20 protein-coding genes and 1 pseudogene are annotated in these 25,494 nt (G+C 41.6%); 3 read left to right on the top strand and 18 right to left on the bottom strand.

Going from position 1 to position 25,494, the window contains the following annotated elements:
- Positions 1-120 precede the first annotated feature (120 nt).
- Both LEUCM_RS03845 and LEUCM_RS03840 read left to right on the top strand, forming a co-directional pair.
- Positions 121-1,443, top strand: coding sequence for a C1 family peptidase (locus tag LEUCM_RS03845; protein ID WP_016265672.1), 1,323 nt, complete (start codon positions 121-123; stop codon positions 1,441-1,443).
- 276 nt (positions 1,444-1,719) lie between these two features.
- On the top strand, positions 1,720-3,066 hold the full coding sequence (locus tag LEUCM_RS03840; protein ID WP_035146635.1) for a C1 family peptidase: 1,347 nt from the start codon (positions 1,720-1,722) through the stop codon (positions 3,064-3,066).
- Positions 3,067-3,114: 48 nt separating this feature from the next.
- Here LEUCM_RS03840 and LEUCM_RS03835 read toward each other — a convergent pair whose 3' ends face one another.
- The 17 genes and pseudogenes from LEUCM_RS03835 to LEUCM_RS03755 all read right to left on the bottom strand — a co-directional run bounded on the left by LEUCM_RS03835 (position 3,115) and on the right by LEUCM_RS03755 (position 21,205).
- On the bottom strand, positions 3,115-4,425 hold the full coding sequence (locus tag LEUCM_RS03835; RefSeq protein ID WP_056936450.1) for a Sapep family Mn(2+)-dependent dipeptidase: 1,311 nt from the start codon (positions 4,423-4,425) through the stop codon (positions 3,115-3,117).
- Positions 4,426-4,447: 22 nt separating this feature from the next.
- Positions 4,448-5,560, bottom strand: a complete 1,113-nt coding sequence (locus tag LEUCM_RS03830; protein ID WP_025015970.1) for a M42 family metallopeptidase — start codon at positions 5,558-5,560, stop codon at positions 4,448-4,450.
- A 12-nt stretch (positions 5,561-5,572) separates the two neighbouring features.
- Positions 5,573-6,637, bottom strand: coding sequence for a M42 family metallopeptidase (locus LEUCM_RS03825; protein WP_025015971.1), 1,065 nt, complete (start codon positions 6,635-6,637; stop codon positions 5,573-5,575).
- A gap of 14 nt (positions 6,638-6,651) precedes the next feature.
- Complete coding sequence (locus tag LEUCM_RS03820) at positions 6,652-7,170, bottom strand: GrdB-related putative oxidoreductase (RefSeq protein WP_025015972.1); 519 nt, start codon at positions 7,168-7,170, stop codon at positions 6,652-6,654.
- Positions 7,171-7,185: 15 nt separating this feature from the next.
- A complete protein-coding gene (locus LEUCM_RS03815; RefSeq protein ID WP_025015973.1) occupies positions 7,186-8,532 on the bottom strand; it encodes a PTS sugar transporter subunit IIC in 1,347 nt (448 codons plus the stop codon).
- Positions 8,533-8,597: 65 nt separating this feature from the next.
- Complete coding sequence (locus LEUCM_RS03810; RefSeq protein ID WP_025015974.1) at positions 8,598-9,314, bottom strand: GntR family transcriptional regulator, LSA1692 subfamily; 717 nt, start codon at positions 9,312-9,314, stop codon at positions 8,598-8,600.
- A gap of 16 nt (positions 9,315-9,330) precedes the next feature.
- Positions 9,331-10,284 carry a glycosylasparaginase gene (locus tag LEUCM_RS03805; RefSeq protein ID WP_011375383.1) on the bottom strand — a complete coding sequence of 318 codons (954 nt, stop codon included), beginning with the start codon at positions 10,282-10,284 and terminating at the stop codon, positions 9,331-9,333.
- A gap of 170 nt (positions 10,285-10,454) precedes the next feature.
- Positions 10,455-11,360 (bottom strand): glycine betaine ABC transporter substrate-binding protein, encoded by a 906-nt coding sequence (locus LEUCM_RS03800; RefSeq protein ID WP_025015975.1) that lies wholly within the window; start codon positions 11,358-11,360, stop codon positions 10,455-10,457.
- A gap of 11 nt (positions 11,361-11,371) precedes the next feature.
- A complete protein-coding gene (locus LEUCM_RS03795; RefSeq protein ID WP_025015976.1) occupies positions 11,372-12,214 on the bottom strand; it encodes an ABC transporter permease in 843 nt (280 codons plus the stop codon).
- Positions 12,215-12,218: 4 nt separating this feature from the next.
- Entirely contained in the window at positions 12,219-13,418 is a 1,200-nt protein-coding gene (locus tag LEUCM_RS03790) for a quaternary amine ABC transporter ATP-binding protein (RefSeq protein ID WP_011375386.1), read from the bottom strand.
- 331 nt (positions 13,419-13,749) lie between these two features.
- A complete protein-coding gene (yjeM, locus tag LEUCM_RS03785; protein WP_011375387.1) occupies positions 13,750-15,234 on the bottom strand; it encodes a glutamate/gamma-aminobutyrate family transporter YjeM in 1,485 nt (494 codons plus the stop codon).
- A gap of 213 nt (positions 15,235-15,447) precedes the next feature.
- Positions 15,448-16,122 carry an MgtC/SapB family protein gene (locus LEUCM_RS03780; RefSeq protein ID WP_035145195.1) on the bottom strand — a complete coding sequence of 225 codons (675 nt, stop codon included), beginning with the start codon at positions 16,120-16,122 and terminating at the stop codon, positions 15,448-15,450.
- A 139-nt stretch (positions 16,123-16,261) separates the two neighbouring features.
- A complete protein-coding gene (locus LEUCM_RS03775) occupies positions 16,262-17,638 on the bottom strand; it encodes an Nramp family divalent metal transporter (protein ID WP_011375389.1) in 1,377 nt (458 codons plus the stop codon).
- 282 nt (positions 17,639-17,920) lie between these two features.
- On the bottom strand, positions 17,921-18,139 hold the full coding sequence (locus LEUCM_RS03770) for a hypothetical protein (RefSeq protein ID WP_011375390.1): 219 nt from the start codon (positions 18,137-18,139) through the stop codon (positions 17,921-17,923).
- A 114-nt stretch (positions 18,140-18,253) separates the two neighbouring features.
- Positions 18,254-18,790, bottom strand: a complete 537-nt coding sequence (locus LEUCM_RS03765; protein WP_056936451.1) for a phenolic acid decarboxylase — start codon at positions 18,788-18,790, stop codon at positions 18,254-18,256.
- A gap of 142 nt (positions 18,791-18,932) precedes the next feature.
- Positions 18,933-19,947: pseudogene (adhP, locus tag LEUCM_RS03760) on the bottom strand (alcohol dehydrogenase AdhP).
- A gap of 97 nt (positions 19,948-20,044) precedes the next feature.
- Complete coding sequence (locus LEUCM_RS03755; protein WP_011375393.1) at positions 20,045-21,205, bottom strand: cation:proton antiporter; 1,161 nt, start codon at positions 21,203-21,205, stop codon at positions 20,045-20,047.
- A gap of 352 nt (positions 21,206-21,557) precedes the next feature.
- On the opposite strand from LEUCM_RS03755, the gene LEUCM_RS03750 reads away from it, so the two are divergent.
- Positions 21,558-24,218 (top strand): HAD-IC family P-type ATPase, encoded by a 2,661-nt coding sequence (locus LEUCM_RS03750; RefSeq protein WP_011375394.1) that lies wholly within the window; start codon positions 21,558-21,560, stop codon positions 24,216-24,218.
- A gap of 56 nt (positions 24,219-24,274) precedes the next feature.
- Here the strand turns inward: LEUCM_RS03750 and LEUCM_RS03745 are convergent, their stop codons facing one another.
- Positions 24,275-25,276 (bottom strand): nucleoid-associated protein, encoded by a 1,002-nt coding sequence (locus tag LEUCM_RS03745; protein ID WP_011375395.1) that lies wholly within the window; start codon positions 25,274-25,276, stop codon positions 24,275-24,277.
- Positions 25,277-25,494 lie beyond the last annotated feature (218 nt).

Here is a 25,494-nt window from a genome sequence, read left to right as displayed (position 1 = left end):
TTAACCGTTTTCTTCCTCATTTTTAACTTTTCAATAATATCATCATCCCATCTATCTCATGTTTACTTCTTCCATTAAATCAACTAGAATTAGGGTATATTGAAATTAAGGAGTGATTAGATGACCCAAGAAATTACACATGCTAATTTAATCAAGATGCGCCAAGCACTCGCCGACATGCCGCAAGCCCAAACACTACGTAATGCCGTCATGAATAACGGGATTAACGCGGTCGCTCAGCGCCCTGATGCTGCCGTAACCCTTGATCCAACCTACTCGATAGACTTGCCAACCGGTGATGTCAGCTTCCAAAAAAAGAGTGGTCGTTGTTGGCTATTTGCCACACTCAATACACTTCGTCATGATTTCGAACAAAAATATAACGTGAAAAACTTTGAACTTTCTCAAAACTACCTCTCATTCTGGGATCGCATTGAAAAAGCCAATCTTTTCTACGAAAAAATCCTAGCAACAGCTACTAAACCCATTACGGATCGCGAAGTCGCCTTCGCACTTGCCGGACCTGATTTTGACGGCGGCCAATGGGACAATGCAGTCGCATTAATTCAAAAATACGGTGCCGTTCCCAAGTCCGTCATGCCTGAAACTTACAACAGTGATTTAACCACTGAATTCAACAGTACCTTAAATCTTAAATTACGGACAGATGCGATTAAGCTCCGCCAATTAGTTGCTGATCAAGCACCTTCTGACAAGATTAGCGAAACTAGAACGGCGATGTTAAGCGAAATCTACCGTCTCAGCGTTTACGCTTTTGGCGAACCCGTTGAAACATTCGACTTCGTCTATCGCGATAATGATCAACAATATCACCTTGACCAAGGCCTCACACCACTGAGCTTCTATCAAAAATATTTGAATCGCAATTTTGATGATTACGTCACAGTTGTCAGCAGCCCACAAGCAAGCAAACAATACAACCAACTTTACAGCTTAGACTCACAAGATACCGTAGTTGAAGGCCATCCAATGCGCCTATTGAACCTCCCACCCGATCGTCTAAAAGCACTCGCCATTCAGTCACTTAAAGCTGGCGAACCAATTTGGTTTGGTAACGACGTGCTCGCCGACTTAGACCGCCAAAAAGGTTGGTTGGACAGTAATCTTTATGACTACTCAAGTCTCTTCAGTATTGATTTAACAATGCCTAAAGACCAACGACTCGATTATCGCCAAGGCGTTGTTTCCCACGCAATGACTTTAACCGGTGTCAACCTAGTTGACGACCAACCCACAAAATGGCAAGTTGAAAACACTTGGAGTGACAAGGTCGGCAATAAGGGCTACTTCAGCATGAGCGACGCTTGGTTTGATGACTATGTATACGAAGTCGTTATCAAAAAAGAATACCTCACAAAAGAAGAACAAGCCTTACTAGACCAAACCCCAATCAAACTAGACCCATGGGACGCACTACAATAAAATGAGTGCGTTCAAGCTTGGTCAACTTTCGAGCATTAGCACAGTGAGGCGAATAAGCGACACAGTCGATTATTTGCCTCACGAAGCTAAGCGCAGAAAGTTAGCTTGAAAAGTACGTTAAAGAAAGAATTGCGTTCAAACCGGTTATATTCCGAGTACTAGCAAAACGAGGCGAATGATTACTGAAAGTAATCGTTTGACTTGTGGCGCTAGACACAGGAATATGGTTTGAAAAGCACATTAATGAATATCCCAATTCTCAAGGAGGTTTTTTCAATGGTTCAATCTATCACACCCGAAAATATCCAACAATTCAAAGCCGACTTCAAGGCAGTTCCACAATCAAACGTCATCAAAAACACAGTGATGAACAATGGCTTTTTAGCCAGCAGTCAAAATACAACTTCAAAGGCTTTAATGGACCCAGTCTTTTCAATCGATTTAGACACTGGTGCCGTTTCAAATCAAAAGCAATCCGGTCGTTGCTGGATGTTTGCCGCATTAAATACGATGCGCCACAGCTTACAAGCACAATTCAAGATTAAAGATTTCGAGCTTTCACAAAATTACACTAACTTCTGGGATAAATTTGAGAAATCAAACTACTTCTACGAAAATGTCTTAAAGACAGCCGATCAACCAATCGGCGATCGCAAAGTCGACTTTTTAATGACTACGCCCCAACAAGACGGCGGTCAATGGGATATGTTATGCGCCCTCATCGAAAAATACGGGATTGTGCCTAAGTCAGTCATGCCCGAAACTTATAACAGTGAAAAATCAAGCGAACTCAACAGTGTCTTGAATCTTAAACTTAGAAAAGATGCCGTCACACTTCGTCAATTGGTTGCCGATGGTGTCAGCGAAGCCGATATCCAAGCAAAGAAAGATACAATGTTGACTGAAGTTTACCGGATGCTCGTTTATGCATTAGGCGAACCACCCGTTGAATTCGACTTCGAATATCGCGATGATGACCACAACTACCACATTGAAAAAGGCCTCACACCACAAACTTTCTATCAAAAATATGTTGGTTGGGACCTCGAAAATTACGTTTCATTAATCAATTCTCCAACAGCGGACAAACCATACAATCACTTATACAGCGTTGAAATGCTCGGCAACGTGGTTGGCGGCCGTGAAGTTCGCCATTTGAATCTTGATATCGATGATTTCAAACAACTCGCCATCAAACAACTCCAAGCTGGCGAATCAGTTTGGTTTGGTAGCGATGTTGGTCAATCATCCGACCGTAAACTTGGTATCATGGATACTGAAATCTATCAAAAAGCAGCATTACTCAACATGGACCTTTCAATTTCTAAAGGCGAACGCCTAGATTACGGCGAAAGTTTAATGACACACGCGATGGTCATTACTGGCGTTGACATCGTTGATGGTCAACCAACGAAATGGAAGGTTGAAAACTCATGGGGCGATAAAGTCGGTACTAAGGGCTACTTCGTCATGAGCGACAGCTGGTTTGACGAATTCGTCTACCAAATCGTTATCAACAAACGCTTCTTAACACCAGAAATGCAACGGATTGAAAAAGAAGAATACGATCACCCAACCGTTCTCGCACCATGGGATCCAATGGGCGCATTAGCAAGTCGCTAAACAAATTAAAAAGGTCAGGACAATTTGTCCTGGCCTTTTTGATTTGTTCTAATCCTGTGTCCCAACAACTAACAAACTATCGTAATAAATTTGCATCATCATTTGCCAATCGCTGAATTGGAGCCATTCATCACCCTTATGCGCGATACCCTTTTGTCCTGGGAAAGAAGGCCCAAACGCGATGATATTCGGCAAAGCGCGGGCGGTTGTCGTCACCGGTGTACCATCTAAACCTGTATCAGCCGCATAAATCGCCGATAACTGTTGAATAAATGGTAATTGTGGATCAGTGACTTGCGATGGATACCGCCGCTTAACCGTCACCGTCATCCCCGGTAACAACGCCGCTTCGATGCCGGCTAACAATTGTTCTTCAGTCACCGAAATCGGATAACGACACGTTAAATGACAACTCAACTGTTGTGCCTCAATTGACAACCCATAAAAGGCTAGCTGCAAAGCACCCGAGGCCGCATCTTCAAAATTAATTCCCAAGTTTTCCCCAGTTGATTGATTACCAATTTTAGCATTGAGCCACTGATAGAATTGGCCGGTCTGGCCCCTCAATTGGCTGGCATCTGCCACTAATTTCGGTAGCACATTATCCGCCATTTCAGGTGCGTTACTTGGCGCCTTTTTGCCTTGATAAGTTTTGACCGTCCCATCCGCTAAAAGTAGGCGAGCGTGATCCGGTAAATAACTTTTGGCAAACTGCCCGTCAATCGCCGTGATTTGGGGCTCAGAGCCATCTGTAATCGGCAACGATAACTGAACGTCTAACAAACCACGTTCCCCGTAAACGGCCGGAAACTTGCAATCTGGCGTAAAACCGGCGTACGGCGCTGCTTCTTGTTGTAGATACACCGGAATATCTTGGCTCCCTGATTCTTCATCCGTGCCAAAAATAATCCGAACCCGGTGCTTAAATGTTATTTTTTGCGTTTTAATCAGATAAAGTGCAAACAATGTGGATAAGAGCGGCCCTTTATTATCCAAAACACCACGTCCATACAAGAAGTTATCCACTTGGGTAAGATCAAACGGTGGATAATGCCAATCATTCTCAACGTCGACCACATCCAAATGGCCCAAGATACCAAAATACGTTGGTGCTTGGCTTTCATCCGGCCCATATTCAGCCCAGCCAACACAATCACCGACTTGCCCTGTTCTGAAGCCCATTCGCGTCGCAATTGACAACACCGTTTCCAATGCTCGTTTAGGCCCAATCCCAAATGGTGCTTGATACGTTTTAACGCCACGAACACTCGGTACCCGCAAAACAGCCTTCAAATCGGCCAAAAATTCTGCTTCATATTGTTCAAATAAAGCTTTAAAATCCGCTCGAATCGCTTTCACAAAAATGGCTTCTTTCTATGGTTTAATACGTCTTTTCTAAAGCTTGACGCGTCGCTTCTTTAAACAGTGCAACGTCAGCCTTCGATAGTGACTGACAAAACGAGGTCAATAACTGAATCGTTTGTTTGTAATCATCTTGATGAACCATCAACCGTGGTGAATGCATATAGCGGGTTGGCATCGAAATCGTCATTGTCACGACACCATCCATCGCCTTATGAATATTACAAGCATCAGTCCCACCAACGGTCATAAAGTCATACCGCACATCTAATTTTAAATCGGCAACAAGACGTTCCATTCGGTACAACAACCCTTTGTTAGCCATCGTTAAAGAATCTAGTACCGCTAAGACAACCCCACCACCTAATCGATTACTGCTTTCATTATCGAGTGGCGTGTCCTTAGCTGTTGTGACATCGAGTGCAATTGCTAAATCTGGTTGAATCTGATGAACCGCTGTCCGTGCACCACGAATCCCTACTTCTTCTTGTGTCGAACCTGTGAAAAAGAGCGTTGCTTCATGCGGCTTTTGCGCTGTCCGTTTCATCACTTCTAATTCCGCACCCAAACTGAAACGGTCATCCCACGCTTTCCCAGCTAAGAAGTTAGGATCATTCATTTGCCTAAACGGAATATACGGTGTAATCATATCTCCAATACGAATTCCTAACGCTTCGATTGCCTGACGATCAGCGACCCCCATATCCAAAAACATCGTCATTGGCGTCATCACCTTATTCTTAACCTCATCAGGTAAACCATGTGGCGCCCGACTGCCCACAATACCAATATATTTTTGACCAGTTGCTGTTGTGACAGTCATTTCTTGAGCAGGCATCACGTGTCCCCACCAACCGCCAACTGGTAATAACTTAAGATAACCCTCTGGTGTAATTTGACGAACCACAAAACCCACTTCGTCCATATGTGCTGACAACATGACTTTAGGGCCTTCATTTACCGTACCATTTTGCTTTAGAATAATTGACCCTAAGTTATCATAACTAATTTCATCTACATATGGTTGGGCGTAGTCATGCACTAGCCGACTCACTTCACGTTCACGACCGCCAATGCCGTCGGCTTCACTGAGCCGGCGTAATAAATCTATATCGATTGTCTCTTCTACCATGTTTTCACCAACTTATCGATTTTCTGCTTTAAACGCTTGAAGACTATCATTATCGATTTGCTTAATAAATTGAATCAATCCCGCCTTAGCAGCTTGATAATCAGCAGCAGCAATTACCGAGCGTGGCGTATTCATATTTCTAACCGGAATATTCACGAAAAGCGTTGGACAACCTGTCCGTAACTTATTCACCCAACCTGCTTCAGAATCGGCCAATGAATAGTAATATTGATAAGGAATTTGATCTTGTTCACAAGTTTCACGGAAAGTTTGGAGTAATAACCGATTAGGTAAAACTGTTTTGTCATAGTAGTTCAATAAAACACCATCCCCTAAAACGCCTATCCGGTCATCAGAATCCGTTTGATAATCAAAAGCGGCATCCGTATCTAACATGATTGCTAAATCAGGCGCTACTTTATTCGTCGCCGTCTGAATTCCTCGTAAACCCACTTGTTCCTGAACTGTGCATCCCACATATAAATCAAATGGTAGTTCAACATTTTGCAAGGCTTGTAATAATTCAATTCCTAGAATAGGTGCATAGCGACCATTCCAATTGCGACTCATCAAAACGCCACTTTCAGTTTGAACAAATGATGTTGCAAAACTGAGCGTATCACCTAACTGCACACCAGCCTTTTCAACTGCTGCTTTACTTAAAAAGCCAAGGTCGACTTGCACTTTATTCGTTTTATCAACAACTTGATTATTTTCCGTTTGTGCTAAAATAGTGCCTTGATAATTTTTCCCAGCAAAATCGCCTTGGACACTGGCGCCTAACAAGCTATTAGTTGACATGTCGCCGAGTAATAAAGCTTGCAATAAGCCATTATCTAACACTTTAGTCACGATTAGACCAACCTCGTCCATATGCCCCGAAACCATTACGTGTGGTGCATTTGGTATTTGACTCTTTTTCACTGCATAAATCGATCCTAAGTTATCGTAAATCACTTCATCTGCTAGTTGCTCATAATCTTGTTTTAAACGCGCCGCCACTAACCGTTCATTGCTAGCAACCCCGTTAATGTCAGTTAGTGACTGCATCAGATTGATTGTTTCTTGATTTAGCATTTCATCACCCACAGTTAATAGATTTTATCGCTCGGAAACTCAGAAATATTACCATGATTAGCTTTTATCCGGCAGAGTGCCAAGATATCCTTCAAGGCATCACTCAAGCCAGTACCACCTTTTTTAGGCATCTTAACGATATCAACACGTTGTCGATATTGATTGATTACTGACTGGCATTCTTTAGACATTGCAGCCACAACTGGAATATCAGTTTTTTCGGTCACTAAGGCCCCAGTTTGGGCACACATTTCAGCGTATTGTTCATAATGAAAAGCTGGCCCACAAATAACAACATCTGGATGCAACTTTTTAATCATCGCTGCCAACTTCAAGCTGACCTCATCTTTATGATCCATGAAATTTTGATCACCACAATATAAGGTCACCGCGATTTTTTCGTCCTTTTCTAAATACTTTTCAAACATATCGGCAGAACCCATCGCCATTTTTTTACCACCCAAGGGTAAATCGCCACGTTCGGTGCCACCTAAACCTGCTTGAATTTGATCTAATAAAATTAAAATTTCCATGACTATTCTCCACCTTTACAAATTCAAGTCTGCTTCCGTTAAATCATCAAATGAAATATCTTCTGCTTTAGCCATCTCTGCGTCTTGTTCTTCTTTGATGTATTGTTTATCCAATGTCTTAATAAATGGGTAGTAAATTAAACAACCTAATGCTAATAATGCGAATTGATAGAGTGAAGCCACAATGCTCCCAGTTGAAAGGTAGCCGGAAAAACCGATTGGTGTTGTCCATGGTAAGGCCACCCCATTGGTATATGGAATTAATCCCCATTTCGTTACCATCGTTGATAGCAAGAGGTTGATAAGTGGTACTAAGTTAAATGGAATGATGAGAATCGGATTCAACACAATTGGCAACCCAAAGATGATTGGTTCGTTAATGCCGAAAATCCCTGGTAAAATAGCCAATTTTCCAAGTTGTTTAATTCGTTGTGAGCGACAGAATAAGAGCATCACGATTAATAGTGATAAGGTACTCCCACCACCACCAAAGTTAGTGAAAAAGTTTGAGAATGGGTCAGTAAAAATGTTAGGCAATGCCTTATGTGCTTGGAAAGCATCCAAGTTTTCCATTGTTAACACTTTAGAAATTGGTGCAAAAACAGAATTAGCAACTGCTGGTCCATTAATGCCAAAGAACCAGAAGATTGTGCAGGCAAATCCGTAGATAATCTGGGCAGTTAAAGTATTGCCGGCCCCTTTTAATGGCACTTGTAAGATTTCAAAGATGAAATTATACAGTGTTTCGTATGGTGTTAACCCAAAAATAATGCGAATTGCGAAAAAGACTAACATGACAACTGCACTTGGAATCAATGCTTCAAATGATTGCGAAACTGCGGGTGGCACGCCATCTGGCATTTTAATTGTCCACCCTTTTTCAGTCACATAACAATAAATGGGTACTGCAACAAGTGCAACAACTAGTCCCAAGAAAATACCATTTGTGCCAAGGTAGTTCATATCTAAAGCCCCATCAACGGGTTCCTTTAGATTTTCAACAACCATTTTAGTTGGTGTTAGGATTAAAAAGGCTACCAAAGCAACTGCGGCTGCTTGGATTGCATCCGTATTTTTTTGTTTGCCGTAAGCGTAAGCCGTACTAAAACAGGTGAAGAAGCCAACTGTATTAAAGACAGCACGCGAAACGTTAGTGAACCAACTTTCCCAACCAGTCCCTAAGAATTGACCCCAGAATTCAGACCAATGTGGAATTGGAAAATTAGCAATTAATAGGAAAATTGAAGCGACAATAATTAAAGGTGTTGTGATTAAAAAGCCATCCCGAATAGCGATTAAAACTTTATTGCTCCCCAGTTTTATCGCTAACGGCATCAAGAATTTTTCTAATTTATCAAACATGTTTAATCCTCCAGATTAAAGTTTTGTCTTACCTGCCTGCTAATGAACAATACCTCCTTCTAACATTAATGTTTACGACTCAAAATATTGTGGAACGTATACTTGTCAGCCCGATAATGGGAATTATCGTAAAAGATTGGGTAGCCATCCATTGAATAGGCGACCGTGTGCGCCAAGAAGGCGGGCTGTCCTGGTGTTGTTTCTAGTAATTCGCTTAACCCCGGTTCTAAGATAACGGCTTCTAATTCTTGTTGCGCATAACCAATTGGCATCTCTTGTTCAATCAAACGGTAGAGAGAGCCTTGCGCTTCGTGGGCCGTCAAGTTGGGGAGTATTCTTTGTTTAAGGTAAATCTGTTCGTGCGTCATTGGTTCGTTATCAGCCATCCGGATGCGTTCAATCTGCCAAACCGGTTCTTGCTCGTTGAGTTGTAATTTAGACGCAACGTAGTCTGGATAGACAATTGCGCGGCGCAAATCTAACACCCGAGTGCTCGCGTCCAAGTGTAATTCCTTGGCGGCTTCGGTAAAACCCACTAAACCGCTGGCCCCACTAGAAATTTTGCCTTCGGTCGCTAAAACATAGGTCCCGCGATTCCGATCACGGACCACAACCTGTTGTTTTTCGAGTAAGTCGATTGCCTTGCGGATTGTTAACCGCGTCGTCGCAAACTGCGCGGCTAAGTCCGTTTCTGACGGTAATTTTTGATGGACACCATAGATTCCCGCCCGGACATCTTCGTTTAACGCTTCTGCAATTTCGACATATAGATACTTCGCCATTTTCTAAATACTCCTTCTAATCAATTGGGGCCTTAATTCGTTTTTCGTAAGCTATTAACCAAGCTTCGGAAATTGGTTCAATAATAGTGGTCTGATCCGGCCCTGGATTAGCCATATAAATTTGCGGTGTCTGTTCATCATTCCCGGCTGCAAAAGTGAATTCAACATTGGTGGCCACGCCCCATTCACCTTGATTATTCAATGCAATCAGTGAGAATTCCCCCACCTTGCCGTAGCGTTTCTTAAGTTTTTCAACAAATGGATAAACGGCTTGATCACAAGCCGCTTGCGGCGATAATCCCGAACCCATCAAGCGGACAATTTCGTAAGAAAGACAGCCCTTCATCAAATCTTCGCCTAAACCCGTTGCGGTGGCGCCACCGATGTCGCTATCCACATAAAAGCCACTGCCGGATAACGCTGAATCGCCTGTGCGCCCTGGTTTTTTCATGAACAAACCAGAAGTCGAAGTTCCTGCTGCCATACCAGCATCTTGATCCAAGCTCACCATGCCAACCGTATCGTGACCGTCATACGGACTAAGATTTTTTTCGTTAATTTCCTGAACGCGTTTGGCCCACAACTTATGCGCGCGCTCTGTTAACATGTTGCGTGCTTCAAAACCGTTGAACATCGCATATTGTGATGCGCCAGCACCTACCAGAAAACTATTAAAATGATCGTTACTCAATTGGCGTGCAACCGAGATGGGATTTTTAACATCGCTAATCCCCGCAACCGCCCCAATCGCAAACGTATTGCCATCCATAAAGGCCGCATCCATTTCAACTAAACCTTGTGCATTCGGTAAACCACCGTAGCCAACCGATTTAAAAAATGGATAATCTTCGACTTCTTTGATAGCGATTTCAATTGCATCCGTACTTTTGCCGCCCGCTTCGAGCGTCGTCATCGCTTTGGATAATCCTTCATAAGCCATTCGCCATGTCCCAATCATTGCATACGTCATAATCGTTCATCTCCAAATTGTAAGCGTTTTAATAATTGTAGTATAAACAAAATTGTATATACAATCAAGCCCTTTTCCAAAATAAAAAAGCGTTGCGACAAAAGATTACTTTTGCGACAACGCCTTTTTCAATCATCAACTATCGATGACTGATAACACCTATTTTTTGTTTATTTCGTTTTTAAATCCTCAATTGAGTTCACGTTAGTCATGTACTTCGGCACAGCTAAGCCAACTTTGGCACCTTCTAAGTTAGGACCTAAGTCTTCAAACTTACCTTGGTAATCCTTGTAGTACAAACCAGATGTCTTTGGTAACCAAGCAGCAACCTGTGCATCGGCCGCTTTAGTTGCGACTGATGCCCACATTGGTTGGATTTCCATTGCCTGAATTGTTGGTTCATAACCTTGTTGACGAAGTACTTCCGCAACAACGTTGGTTGAAGCAATTTCAGAATCCCAAGCGACATAAGTTAACTTAATTTTCGTACCATGAACTTTTTTAACACCCTTGGTCCATTTAGCAACTTGTTTGGGATTAGCTTTAATCCAATCTTTAGCAGCCTTTTCTGGATCGACGCCATCATTAACTTGTAACATCACTTTTGACATTTCCGCTGGTGTCCAGTGGAACCGGTCAAGGATGGTATAAGCTTCTGGCATATCTTTTTTAAGGCCTTTTCGAACAATCGTATCGATATGTTCAGCCTGGCCAAAGACATTTTTAGGATCCTTCAAAAACTTGATTGGATATTTAGTAAACATCCAATGTGGTTGCCAACCAGTAATCACGATTGGACGCTTGTCAGCAATCGCTTTGTCCAAAGTACTGGTCATTGCAGCGGTTGAACTGGTTTGTAACTGCCAGTTTTGACCTTCCAAATGATACGTTGATAAAGCCTTTTGCGTTGAAGCCATAATACCAGCTCCGGCATCAATCCCAGTAATCGTGTAGTTGATTTGTGGGCCTAACTTTTGCTTAGCATCATAAGGCTTAGTTTGTGAGCTACAGGCACTAAGCAACGTTACTAATCCAATTAAGGTGAAAAAAGCTATTAATTTATTCTTCTTAATCACTAAATCCCTCCTTAATGTTGTCGTTGTCTGTTTAGTGCTTGTGTCAAACGATCAATGATAATCGCTAAAATAACGATTGCCAAGCCGGCTGCAAAACCGCCCCCAGCATCGTTCCGACCTACGGCGAAGTAAACCCGGGTTCCAAGACCCATTGCACCGATCATTGAAGCAATAACGACCATTGATAAAGCTAACATCATACTTTGGTTAACCCCGGCCATTAAGGTTGATTTGGCGAGTGGTAATTGCACTTTAATCAATTTCTGCCATTCTGTTGAACCGTAAGAATCTGCGGCTTCAATTAATTCGGTTGGCACTTGGCGAATCCCTAGGTTAGTCATTCGAACCGTTGGTGGCATGGCAAAAATCACTGACGCGAAAACGCCGGGCACCATCCCAATGCCGAAAAAGGCAACCGCTGGAATCAAGTAAACAAAGGCTGGCATGGTCTGCATGAAATCAAGAATTGGTTTAAATATTGCCTGGGCAATATCACTTTTAGCCATCCAAATCCCAAGTGGCACACCAATCACTAATGAGATTAAACTAGACGTCAACACAAGGGTTAACGTTTGTGTCATATCCCGCCAGAAATCTAAGTTCCAGATTAAAAGAAGGCCGGCCACTTCAAAAAGGATTAAGCCCCACTTCTTCGTATCGCGATTGGCGAAGTAAGTGACACCCGCGATAATCACGATAAATAACCAGATCGGAATTAAATCAAAGACCCATTGAAAGCCATTGATAATCCCACCGATAAAGTTTGTTAAACCATTAAAGAAACCTGTAAATTGTGTTAGCCAATCGACAAAACTGTCCATCCAACTAGCAAGTGGTAATTTAGGAATTGTCATTAAATTAAGCAAAATGGTTCACCTCGTTTCCTGCAAGTGCGCCTAAGACGGCACCGCGAATGATGATCCCACGTAATTGTTTTTTCTCATTTAAGACGGCAAATGGAATCCCGGTTTGTGAAATATCATCTAGAATATCCGCAATCGGTGTTTCTTCAGTGGTTGTCGGTACGTTTGCATTAACAACGGACTGAAGATCCCGACTTTCCTTACGAACTAATTCTAAAACATCCCGCGCATCGATAATCCCGACCAATTCACGCTTGTTATTCACAACATAAACGGTTGAAACTTCATTTTCACGCATACGTTTCAAGGCCAAACGTGGGCCATCTTTTTCGATATTAACCGTTGTTGGACGAATCATAACGTTGCCGGCCGTATAAACCTTACTACGATCGACATTTTCGATAAATTTCTCAACATATTCATCAGCTGGACGCGTTAAAATATCTTCCGGCGTTCCAGTTTGAACAATTTCGCCATCCTTCATAATCATGATGTGATCGCCGATTTTGAGGGCTTCGTTTAAATCATGACTAATAAAGATAATTGTTTTGTGCATTGTTTCTTGTAAATCAAGTAATTGATCTTGCATATCTGAACGGTTCAATGGATCTAACGCTGAGAAAGCTTCATCCATTAATAGGATTTCTGGGTCATTGGCTAAAGCACGTGCTAAACCAACCCGTTGTTGCATCCCACCAGATAATTGTGTTGGATATTGTTCCCCATAACCGTTTAAACCAACGAGATCTAACGCTTCATTAGCTTTTTGATCGCGCGTTTGTTTATCAATCCCTTGAATTTCTAATCCATAAGAAGTGTTGTCTAGGATTGTGCGGTTTGGAAAAAGTCCGAAATTCTGAAAGACCATGCTCATTTTCTTGCGCCGGACTTCAAGTAATTCTTTCTTATCAATCTGCATTAAATCCTCGTTATCTATCAACACACTACCTTCAGTTGGTTCGATCAATCGGTTAATCATCCGCACCAATGTTGATTTACCACTACCAGATAGTCCCATAATAACGAATATTTCGCCAGATTCGACTTCAAAGTTAGCCCGGTCGACACCGATTGTCGCACCTGTTTCCTTTAGAATCTCAGCCTTACTCTTACCTTGCTTCAATAGTTCTTTGGCCCGCGGCACCCGCTTACCAAATATCTTCGTTAAATCTTTGACTTGTAATTTGACAGTCATAGAATCCCCCTTTGATATAAATTTTTCTGAAAACTATACCTAAAAAGTATACTAGTTTATTGAACAGGTTGCATATTGTTGGTTAGCTTTCTCATTTTTTTATCATAATTCGCATTAATTAACGTTTTAGCAGACAATCATTAAAATATCTTATTTCCCAATCCATTGCACCCTAGAAAATTTAAATAACACTTATAAAACTTATTTTCAAATTGCAACTATTTTGTTCCTATTATTAAAATGTAATGAGAAATGCAATTATTTTCTCTCTGAATTTAAGTGGCAATCAAAAAAACAGGCCCCTTTGGGAGGACCTGTTTTGGCTAACCTGTTAAGCGACCTTCTTTTGATAACGGTGATAGAGTGCGATCGCCATAATTGCAAAGACGATTGGCCCGATGACCATCCAGAAAGCATCCATATAGCTACCTTCTAGCATCGGTTGCACAATCGTGAAGGCAATCCCGAAGACTAAGACTAAATCGACAACAATTGTCACAGCTTGCACTGATGCTTTAGTCTTGAAGAACTCGTAAGGGCGCTCTAAATCTTTGCGCGCCTTAAAGTAAGGGAAGGCAGTCACTAAGAAGAGATAAGGTAATGATGTTGAAACGTTCGACATCAAGGTTAATACGTTGTAGAATTCGCTGGCAGCTTTACCACCAAATGAGATAACAGCAATTAATAAACAAACCAAAACAGCTTGTGCCCACATTGCCTTTTCAGGCATCCCGTGTTTATTGACTTCAGCAAAGCCTTTTGGCCATAATGCTTTGGGTGTTCCCAGTACGAATGATTTTAATGGTGAATAAATGAGGACGGCAAATGCCCCAAGGTAACTGATAAACATGATTAATCCGGTGATTCGAGCAAATAACGTACCGATACCAACAGCGGCTGTCGTTGACATACCAAACGCATGTCCAAATTGATAACCTAAGTTTTGCATCAAGACGTACGTGATATTCCCCATGTTGGCTTTATCGCCACCTAAAACTTGGTGCCAGTTCGTTGAAATGCCCCACATGAAGATTGCAATGGCGTAGATTAAGGTAATGAAGGCTGTCGCAATCATTAACCCCTTAGGGAAAGTCTTTTCTGGATGATCCATACTATCCGTCACGCCACCCATTGTTTCCATCCCCGCATAAGCGAAGATTGAAAAGACAACGAATGACAACATCCCTATTGGTGATTGATAAGAAGCCATTGGACTCTTAACGAAAGTTGTCACACCGTGAATTGGTTCGGCAAGCTTAAAGCCTGTCTTGAACCAGATTGCAAGACTGATTACTAAGAAAGCTGCGAATAAAAAGGCCACAGCCATCCCACTGAAAGAAGCAAACTTCTGAATCTTATCAATCCCACGGCTTGATAGGAAGGTTAACGCTAAAATCCAAAGCACGCCTAAAACACCGACGACTTGAGTCCCGTTTAACCCGATAAAATGCCAAGTTGTTGTTTGGTCTGATCCTTGTAAGAAAGTTGAAAATGGAATCCACACTTTCGCAGCGGTCGATACCATCCAAACAATCCATGAGGCTAACCAGATGAACGTTCCGATAAAGGCTGCCTTCTTACCAATTGACGCTTCAAGCCATGAATAAAGGCCCCCACGCGCTTCTTTCAATGATGAACCGTATTCGGCAAACATCAATGAGGTTGGTAAAAAGAAAAAGATAGCTGCTAGGATATACCAGATAATACTGGCATAGCCCATTAAATAAAAGGCAATGGTGGTATTCGCAAAGCCAAAAATTGATCCAAAGATCATCAAGATTAAGCCATTGACATTAATCTTCTTTGATTTCTCCATAATATACACAAGTCCTTTTTGTTGGTCTAAGTTAGAATAAATATACAATTCTACCAGTATAATGTCAATCTTATATGAATAAAGAATGCTAAGTAATCGTTTTTATTCATATATTCATTATTTTTATACAGCAACGCCCTTAACCACTATTTAAAAACAAAAAAGATTGGGACAAAAATGAATTTATCCCAATCTCTTTTTCAATACTTTCAGTTAAATGCTGACCATTCTAATCGTCATAATATTCTTATTCATCGAGATGTCTTCCACAATTTCTGAATATTGCATCTCTCGTGGAATTTCGATTCGATAAACGTTGGTGTATATTGTGTCCCGTTCATTTTGGGTCACTGAGAAGTTCACATCCCGAATCTGAATATGGTGTTCTTCAAAATAAGTTTGGATAAATTCCTTGGTCTCTAGTTTGTGTTTGTATTTAATTTCAATTTTCTTCAACGTATTGATATGAATAATTTTCTTTAAAAAGACAATCACAAAAATGACGAAAACGGCACTAATAACGGCAATTTGGTAATAGCCCATCCCAATTGCTAAGCCAATACCAGCTGTCGCCCATAACGAGGCTGCCGTTGTTAGCCCTTGAATCTTATGGCGGGTTACGACAATCGTCCCGGCCCCTAAGAACCCAATTCCACTGACCACTTGCGCAATCAAACGCGCCTGATCAGAACGAATCGTGGTGGCAATCGCTAAATGGTGTAGCGCAAATTGCACATTTTGAGCAGCAATTTCTTGTTGAATCATCGCAATGACACAGGCCCCCAAGCAGACCAAAATATGCGTCCGAATCCCAGCCGGACGATTTTTATACTCCCGATCGGAGCCAATAATCCCAGCGATTACGGTCGCTAGGGTCAACCGAATCATAATATGGACTGTTGTTACTTCAAACAAAATATCATCCCTCCAGAATAATAACTTCTTTCTAGTCTAGCACACCTACTGAACAGCAATCAAAAAAGCGATTAGCTGCCTCTGATATCGGCCAAGCTAATCGCTTATTTCATTAGGCTGCTAGGCCCACTGTTTGTAAGATTAAATAGATATTCAATAATGTTAAGACAATTGTTACGAACCAAGCCGTATATTTCACCCAAGGGCGGTTAACGAATGGTCCCATGATTTTTTCATCACTAGTAAACAATGTCAATGGAATCATTGAAACTGGCAATGCGATACTCAAGAAGACTTGTGAGTAAATCAAAAGGTTTTCAACTTGGGCTTCATTCCCATGGTAATAAACCGTGAAGATGATAACTGGTAAGATTGATAACCCACGTGTAATGACCCGACGTGCCCACAATGGAATCTTCATACGGACGAAACCTTCCATGACAATTTGTCCTGAAAGCGTCCCTGTAATCGTTGAGTTTTGACCTGATGCCAATAAGGCAACAGCAAAAAGTAAACTCAACATTGGGCTAGCAATACTCCCAACAATTTCTTTGTTTTGTAAAGCGTTAAATAAATCAACAAAACGACCTAAATCACTGTTAGTACCATAGAACATTGCTGCACCAAGGATTAATAGTAAACAGTTAACGACAAAAGCGATTGTTAATTGGATGTTTGAATCGATTACTGTAAACTTGATTGCTTTACGTTTTTCAGCAACATCATCACGATCGTATTGACGTGCTTGCGCAATTGAAGAATGTAAGTACAAGTTATGTGGCATAACAGTTGCACCAACAATCCCTAATGCCAAGAACAACATCTTCTTGTCAGTCATAATTCTTGGGCTTGGTACAAATCCACGCACAACATCACCCATGTTAGGTTGTGCCAAGATTACTTCGTATAAGAAGACGAATAAGATAACAGCCACTAAGGTTGCTACAATCGCTTCAATTTTCCGGAAGCCAAGTTTCATCAATAATAATAGGAGCAAGACATCGAATGCGGTGATTAAGACACCCCATAATAATGGAATATTAAAGATTAATTCTAACGCAATGGCGGAACCAATAATTTCTGCAATATCAGTCGCCATAATGGCTAATTCTGTGACAATCCACAGGAAAATCCCCATCTTTTTACCGGTTTTGGCACGCGTCATCTGCGCTAAATCCATCCCGGTAACAATTCCTAAACGTGCCGCCATTGCTTGTAATAGCATGGCAATTAAGTTCGATACTAAAATAACACTGATCAAGGTGTAAGCAAATTGTGCCCCACCGGCAATTGATGTAATCCAGTTACCTGGATCCATGTAACCAACCGCAACTAACGCACCGGGTCCCATGAAAGCCATCAAGGTTTTCCAGAAACCAGCGTTCTTAGGGATCGCAACGGTGTTGTTAATTTCTTCTAGACTACTACCATCAGCATAATGAATAAATTTCTCATGCTTTTGTGAATCTTCTCGCTGTTTCTTATCCATATAAGTACCTCTTTCTCTTCGATTGAGTTATTCAACTATTAGGATTCAATGACTTTGATTTTAGGATGCCCTAACTTTGGTCGTCCCCACTGCTCAAATAATCCTTCATTATTCTATCACATCCGAATTGACTTGTCCCTATCCAAGTTTAAAAAAAACGCCAATTTAGCGGTCTTTTTTTATGAAGCGTTTTCCAAAACTCACTTTAACACGAAAAATGCCCAGATGTCTAAGAACACATCTGGGCATTACTAATAGGAGGAAAATCGTTTAGGTTGATAGCTAACCGGCAACTCTCGTTAACGAAATTCGGCATATTTGCTGTGAATTCACGATAATTTGTTGCATTAATTCATGGACGATGAAACGATCATTCGGCATATAATTCAAAATTAAGACGTGCACAGTCTCTTCGCACTTCTCCAAGACCTTCCCTAAATAAGGTTCCGTCATCATTTCATTGGCTTGGCATCGTACCAAGTCACCTACATTAATCGTCATCTATCATCCACCTCGTTAGCTTATTTGACTACAATTACATTATACCGTAACCGCTTCCTTTTATCAAATATCATCTTATGCTAATGATTAGTTTTGTTAGGAAACTAAATTAGCTTAACGATTAATCTTCTTGTAATTTTCATCGAAGTAACGACCTTCTTGAATATCTTCAATCATCCCTTCATATGGTGCTTGGCTAATAACATCTTCATTGTTTTGACCAGCATCACCCATGTAAGTAATTGTAGCGAATTCAGGTACCAATAACTTAGGATATGTTTCGTATTTTTCACGTGATTCTTCCATCAATGCGATATGGTCGTTTTGATAAGTGACCGTAATTTCTGGATGTTCTTCAACCCATTTAGGGAAGAAGATTGTACCGTGTAACTTGTTTTCGTTAGGCATGAAGTCCAAAGCAACATCTGTCCCAGTTGGTTCAGTCCAAGTAATCTTGAAGACACCGTCCGTTAGTTTAACAATATTGGCTTCTTGATCGCGAACCCAACGCCCTGCAACCATCCCACCATGGATACGGTAGTCAACGGTATGGTCGTTTTTAGTATACCATTCGTACTTCCAACCATTATCATACGTGTAAATAAAGTGTGTGCCTAAAAAGTCTTCTAATTCTTTAAATTGTTTTGTCATTAAAATTACCTCCGCGTTATCATGTAATTAATTACATGTTTTTATCACTACGTAAGTGTACGGCTATTTTTAAAATTTGTCAACAAAAAAAGCATTGGGCTAAAAGTTGCCTTTAGCCCAACGCCTCATTTTATTTTTAAGTTTATTTTGTAAAATCAATCACCATTCGGCCTGAAATCTTACCTTCAGCCATTTCAGTCATAATATCATTGATATCTGCCAAGGGTCTGGTTTGAACAATTGGTGTCACTGCGCCTTCTGCAGCAAACTCAAAAGCTTCCGCTAAATCAGCCCGTGTCCCAACAAGTGAGCCGATGACTTCAATCCCATCTAATACTAATCTTGGAATTGAAAGATCCATCGTTTCAACAGGCAATCCAACAGCCACCACTTTGCCCGTTGCACGCACAGCATCTACAGCTTGGTTGAAAGCGACCTTAGAAACAGCCGTAATCACAGTTGCGTGGGCGCCATCGCCAGTTACTTCTTTAACCCGGGCTACCACATCTTCTTGCTTGCCATTAATGATAACATCAGTACCTAATTCCTTAGCAATTGCTAACTTGTCATCATTAATATCCACTGCAATCACTTTAGCATTGAAGACATTCTTGGCATATTGAAGCGCTAAGTTGCCTAAGCCCCCCATCCCAAAAATAACCAACCATTGACCTGGTTTGATGTCTGAAACCTTAATTGCTTTGTAAGTTGTGACACCAGCACAAGTAATACTGCTGGCCGCAATTGGATCCAAATCTTCAGGGACTTTCACTGCGTAATCAGCGGTGACGATACATTCTTCAGCCATCCCACCATCAACCGTATAGCCTGCATTTTGCGCTTGGCGACAGAATGTTTCTTGACCATTCACACAATAATCACAATGCCCACAGCCTTGGAAGAACCAAGCAACACTGACCCGATCGCCGACTTTTAACGACGTTACCGCTGAGCCAATTTCACTAACAATTCCAACACCCTCATGCCCTAAGACACGGCCAGGTACTTCGCCAAAATCACCATTTTTAACATGCAAGTCGGTGTGACAAACACCGCAGTATTCCATCTTAACGAGCGCTTCATTGGCTTTAATTGGACGTAACTTCTTAATCAATAATATCAACTGTATGTTCTTTGTTTGCGACCGCTGCTTCCATAATGGCACCTCTTTAACCAGTTTTTGAAATCGTTTCCATAACTAATTATAGCGCATTATGATTTTTTTCACAATCTTTTCTTATGCGCTTAGCAGCATTATTTAGTTGCTGCCAATTGTTTCTTGATAGCTGACTTCAAAATAAACGGTGCTAGAATCGTTGTCAAAATAATGACGAAGATAATCGCTGAATAATACATTTCACTCAATAACTTCGCTGTATAACCGATTTGCGCAATAATCAACGCCATCTCTCCCCGCGAAATCATCGCTGCCCCAATTGTGTAGGCACCCGCTTGTGGGACACCCATCATTTTGGCACCCCAGCCACTGCCTAATAATTTTGCCAACACGGCTAAAACGGTTAGTACAATAATGAAGACTAAATGCCGATTTAAATCGGCAAACGTCATCGATAACCCAATGCTAACGAAAAAGACAGGAATGAAGACTGTATAGCCCAGTGGTTCAATATGACGGCTAATTTCAGATTGATATGGTGTTTGCGAAATCGCAATTCCTGCAAAAAAGGCGCCTACAACTGTACTCAAATCAACGGCTTCTGCTAGCCAAACAAAAACAAAACAAATCACTAACGACATAATCGCATTTGCATAAGGCACCAATAACCGCTGACTCAAGCGCATCACACCCGGCACTAACCACTTAACACTGAAGTAAACCACTACGAAAAAGGCAATTTGTAAGGCAAAGGTTAGCCCAAGTCCCATCTGATTAGGCGCAGCGGTGGCTAATTGCGCACCGAAGAGACTTGTTAAGACGCTTAGAATGATTACCGCCAATAAATCATCAACGACTGCAGCCCCTAAAATAATCGTACCTTCGCGACTCTCAAGGACTTTTAATTCTCGCAAAACTTCGACCGAAATCGATACTGAAGTCGCAGCGAAAATAACACCAATAAATAGACTCTCCAATTGATTGATGCCAAACGCTAAACTCATCGCGTAAATTGATCCCACAGGCACAATCACACCCAAAATTGCGACAACTACACTGGGTTTGAAGTACTTCTTCAAAAGCGTTAAGTTACTCTCGAGACCGGCTGTAAACATCAATAAGACGACACCAATCTCTGAAAAGGTATGAATAAAGCTATTCTCATGTAATACACCTAACAATGCCGGACCCAGAATAATCCCGACGAGCAGCTGGCCAATCACCGCCGGCATACCGATTCGTTTACTGAGATGACCGGCTAATAAAGTACTGATTAAGATAATTGCTAATGTTGACATTTTCTAATTTCCTCCATAAAAAAGCGCACTAAAATTCCCTTCTACCACCCTAAAGAAGGAAATCTTGAATGCGCAATGCTTCAACCGAATTTTTTCACTTATACAATTATGCTACCATATCGAATGCACAATTACAAAAGTATTGCTTAGCTATTGCTAATAATTTTTATTAGATTGACACAGCATCAGTTTCTTGATAATTTAAATATAGAGACTATTCAGGAGGTGAACGTTTTTGAAAGATAACCCCGACGCTGCGGCGTGTTATTGCTTAAAAAGCAATCTTTATTGGCGAAAGGAATAATGGCGTTAATTTTAACTATTATGAATTTCAATATAAAGGAGATCAACAATGACAACCCAGATTAACCCTTACAATCAATCGATTGAGGATTTACAGAAAGATTACCCGGGAAATGATTTTGAACAAGGCCTTTCCCAAGTCGAGGCACAAAAACGTTTAGCCACAAACGGCCCTAACAAACTAGAAAGTAAAAAAACACCTAAATGGCAACTCTTCATTCGCCAATTTAATAACCTGATTATCTACATCTTAATTGCAGCTGCGCTACTCACAACTCTGATGGGTCACTATTCTGATGCCATCATTATTGGTTTAGTGGTCATCATCAATGCGATTATCGGTTACTACCAAGAAGCCAACGCCTCAGATGCACTTGAACGCATTAAGGATTTATTGGCGACCGAAGCAACCGTTTATCGCGATGGCCAACGAATCGATATTCCCACCGAAGATTTAGTGGTTGGTGATGTCGTCTTCTTAGAAGCCGGCGATAGCATCCCTGCCGATTTAAGAATTGTCGATACCGATAACTTGCGCCTCGAAGAATCAGCACTGACCGGTGAGGCTGATTCGGTCGATAAACAAGCAGCAGCGCTCACACCAACAACTGTCCCATTAGCGGACCAAATTAACATGGCGTTTGCCTCAACCTCCGTTACAAACGGGAGTGGCTTGGGCGTGGTTGTCGCGACCGCTGAACAAACTGAAATTGGTCAAATTTCAAAAGCAGTTACGCATACACAAAGTCGCCCCACACCGCTGACCCGCGAGATTAATAAGTTAGGGGCCGGTGTTTCTTACGTGATTATTGCCGCTGCCATCTTGTTATTCATCTTAGGTTTCATCAGCGGCCTCTACTCATTACCGGTACTTGCCATCGCTATCGTCACGATGGTTGTTGGTTCAATTCCGGAAGGACTCCCTGCAACAACCTCTGTTATTTTAGCTATGGGTGTTAGTGACATGGCCAAAAATAAACACGCGATCGTTAAAACCTTACCCGCTGTTGAAACATTAGGTTCCGTTGATGTGATTGCAACTGATAAAACTGGGACTTTAACGAAAAATGAAATGACGGTTAAAGATATCATTACCGCCGATCAAATCTACCATGTTTCTGGTAACGGTTATGCACCTGAGGGGCAAATTCAACAAGCTGATCAACCAGCTGTTATCGATGACACTCTCGCCCTATTCTTAGAAGCCGGTTTTGAAGCCAATGACACCACCCTTTTCAAATCAGATGAGGGTTGGGCAATTAACGGTGAACCAACCGATGGTGCCTTTTTAACGGTCTACCACAAAGGTTTCTCGATTGATCAAGTACCGCAAAATACCGAAATTGACATGTTGCCGTTTGATTCTGATTACCGCTATATCGCCAAATTAGTTCAAACAACAACTGGTCAACGCCGCCTCTACATTAAGGGCTCACCAGATAAATTATTCCCGATGGCGCAACAAAAAGACGCTGCCTTCCCACTAGATACTTGGAATCAACACGTTCAACGACTCTCCGAACAAGGTAAACGGGTCGTGGCTGTCGGTTACCTCGACGTACCAGCATCAACAACGACGATTACGCATGAAGGTCTTAACAAAGGGATTACCTTGCTCGGCTTAGCCGGCATTATCGATCCGCCTCGTGACGAAGTGATTCAAGCACTGGCTGAAATGAATGCGGCCGGTGTCGATGTCAAAATGATTACGGGTGATCATCCCTTGACCGCCAAAGCAATTGGTGAAAAGTTAGGTTTGGCCCCAGTCATCAAAACCATTACCGGCCCTGAATGGGATCAATTATCCCCTGAGGATAAAGAAATTGCCGCGGTTGAACATCAGGTTTTCGCTCGAACCACTCCTAGCAACAAACTCGAAATCGTCGAAGCGCTCCAAAAACAACACAAAGTGACGGCAATGACCGGTGACGGTGTCAATGACGCGCCTGCTTTAAAACGTGCTGATATTGGGGTTGCAATGGGGATTAAAGGGACCGATGTTGCTAAGGATTCTGCGGATATGATTTTAACCAACGATAACTTTGCCACCATGTCCGTCGCAATTCAAGAAGGACGGCGTATTTACGATAATATCAAAAAGAGTATTCTCTTCTTATTACCAACGTCATTTGCTGAAGGTTTAATTATCGCCTTCACGATTTTAATGCAACAATCAATGCCGCTCCAAGCTGCTCAGTTACTCTGGATTAACATGGTTTCGGCAATTACGATTCAATTTGCCTTCATCTTCGAACCTGCTGAAGATGGCATTATGGCGCGGGCCCCACGCAAAACAGGTCAAACCTTAATGAACAAACACGACATCTTCCAGATGGCCTATGTGTCGGTCTTAATGGCGTTGATTGCCTTGTGGGCCTATGACTGGTTACTCGGCCGAGGTGTTGATCAAGTGACTGCAAGTACGATGATGGTCAATATCATCGTCATCAGCAAAATCTTCTACCTCTTCAACATCCGAACAACAAAATTAGCCTTTTCAAAAGCTTTCTTCTCAAATCCAAAAGCCTTCGGGATTATCGCTGGCATGATTGTTCTCCAATTGATTTTGACTTACGTACCGTTTATGCAAAAACTATTCTATACAGAACCACTAACACTATTAGAATGGGCGGTATCAATTGGCGCTGGTTTCTTAATCCTGATTATTACGGAATGCGATAAGATTATCAGACTTAAACTAAAACGATAAGCGCCAAAAAGGGACTGTGCAAATTTACTTTTGTACAGTCCCTTTTTATACATGTTCTATAATCGACTAATCACTTCGTCGACATTCTTGATTTCAACTGACATTGTTCCATCCGGATGATTGATAAATTCAAATAGGTCCGGATTTTGATAGACGTCAATTGGAACGATTAATTCAATTCCATTTGATAATTTTAATTTTTGTTTACCGTATTTCTTCTCGGCAATTTCACGCACGGCAGGTGAAATGGGCGCATCCGCTGGCGCCTTTTCAACCATCGCTGCTTTAAATTCCGTTTGTGCTGAGACATTATCCTTGAAGACCTTGGCCGCAACATCCTGCGTATTGATTTCACCCTTTGCCTCAATCGTTTCGTAAATTGCCTCTTTCACATTGGCGACAATATCATGCTTAGCGACTTCAAATTTCGCACCAATTTTTTCGGCGGCTTTCTTCACAACCCGCACATTTTCTTCCAAGGATGGTTGCGGTTCACTCTCAATGACTTCAGTTGACAGGTATGGCCGTTTATCTCCAGAGAAGGTATATTGTTTTTCAATTAGTTCAAACCCTAAGGTCTGCAGATTGATGGCAAACCCTTCGTCTGCTTTTTGCGTCTTATTAGATAAAATTGATTGGTGAATAATTAACTGATTGGTTAGCGGTCCCTCTTCAGCATTCACATAGTGGGTATAAGCTTCATGATAATTAACCTTCAAAAAAGCGACATAAGCCTGCGTATCCTGTTCATAAAGGGCGATAAAAACATCGGCACTGGGCGCGTCATCACTCTTTTGGTAAGCTTGATACCACTTATCCACAAGTTGTTGACTGACACCTGTAAAATCTGAGGCGATATTCAATAGTTGGTTAGCAACCTCAGAACCCTGACGAATCACGCCTGTTTTACTCTGCGCTGACGATAATTTTTTAATTTTATTGGTTAAATAATCCCGCGTATTGCCGTTGGTTAAATCCAGCGGTTGTTGGGAATAAATTGGTGCGCCTAATTCGCGATCAACCACTTGTAATATAGCCTGTTTTAAATAAATATCCACAATATATCCCCTTCATTTCACACGATTTGCTTTCATTAGCGTATCAGCATCGTTCCCATTTGGCAACATCAAAAAAAGACTAGGATAACGACCCTAGTCTCATTTTGATATTGATACCTGTCTAATTACGAGTGCCCACTCATAATTACAATAATTAATCGTCTCCGATACTCTTGCTTCATACTGGTTCATCTAATTGAACAGTCACTAAGGCATTA

The sequence above is a fragment of the Latilactobacillus sakei subsp. sakei DSM 20017 = JCM 1157 genome (assembly GCF_002370355.1).
Taxonomy (GTDB): domain Bacteria; phylum Bacillota; class Bacilli; order Lactobacillales; family Lactobacillaceae; genus Latilactobacillus; species Latilactobacillus sakei.
The sequence above is the reverse complement of the archived record's forward strand: the minus strand, read 5'-3'. Positions and strand labels throughout refer to the sequence as shown.